Origin of the sequence: Corallococcus exercitus (assembly GCF_003611585.1) — a bacterium.
Taxonomy (GTDB): domain Bacteria; phylum Myxococcota; class Myxococcia; order Myxococcales; family Myxococcaceae; genus Corallococcus; species Corallococcus exercitus.
Genome location: NZ_RAVW01000839.1, coordinates 1 through 783, shown reverse-complemented (window position 1 = coordinate 783; position 783 = coordinate 1). Strand labels below are relative to the sequence as shown.

General features: G+C 67.2%; 2 protein-coding genes. Both read left to right on the top strand.

Going from position 1 to position 783, the window contains the following annotated elements; all coding sequences use genetic code 11:
• On the top strand, positions 1 to 369 hold a 369-nt coding region (locus D7W79_RS42430; protein ID WP_244222291.1), incomplete at its 5' end, for a hypothetical protein.
• 9 nt (positions 370 to 378) lie between these two features.
• On the top strand, positions 379 to 783 hold a 405-nt coding region (locus D7W79_RS42425; RefSeq protein WP_276375676.1), incomplete at its 3' end, for a sigma-70 family RNA polymerase sigma factor.

Here is a 783-nt window from a genome sequence, read left to right as displayed (position 1 = left end):
GGTGGGAAGGGCCGCGCGGGCGGCGTGAAGGGGGCGTCCGGTCCGTCGGGTGCCTCTGGCGCGTCCTTTGGCGGCAAGGTGGATCGCACGGAATCGCTCGTCGGGCCCTCGGGTCTGGTAGGCTCCAGCAACGTTCAGGGCCCCCAGGCCACGGATCCGATCGCGGCGCAGGCGCTCGCCATCGCCAAGCGGCTGAAGAACGGGGGCTTCAAGAGCAAGGAAGAGGCGACGAAGGCGCTCGTCTCCGAGGTGCTTCAGGAGAAGTTGAACATGAAGTCCGCTGCCCTCACGGGCCGCATCGCCGGGGCGCTGCAGGATGATCCCCGGCTGAACCAGGTTCTCGAGCGGCTGTGGTCCAAGGCCGAGTGAGCGCGCCGCTTGCCTCTGGGTGAAGACAGGAAGGTCATCCTGGAGAAGTACGGCCCGTACGTGCGGTCGCTCGCGGCCACCGTGCGCAAGCAGTTCAATGCCCAGCTGGAGCTGGATGAACTGCTGGCCTATGGGCAGATCGGCCTCCTGGAAGCCGCGGAGCGCTTCGACCCCAAGGTGGGTGCCAACTTCCTCACCTTTGCCCACTACCGCATCAAGGGCGCCATCTTCGACGGCTTGAGGAAGATGGGTGTCTTGCGCGGCGCGGACGCCCGCACGGCCTACCAGGGCGAGCGCGCGACGGCGTATCTGGGAAATCTGGCGGACCGCGAGCAGGGCGCAAGCAACCGCGGGGCGTCATTCGACGATGATATTGGAGACATCTCGGATGCCGTGGCGGGCCTCGCGGCGGTT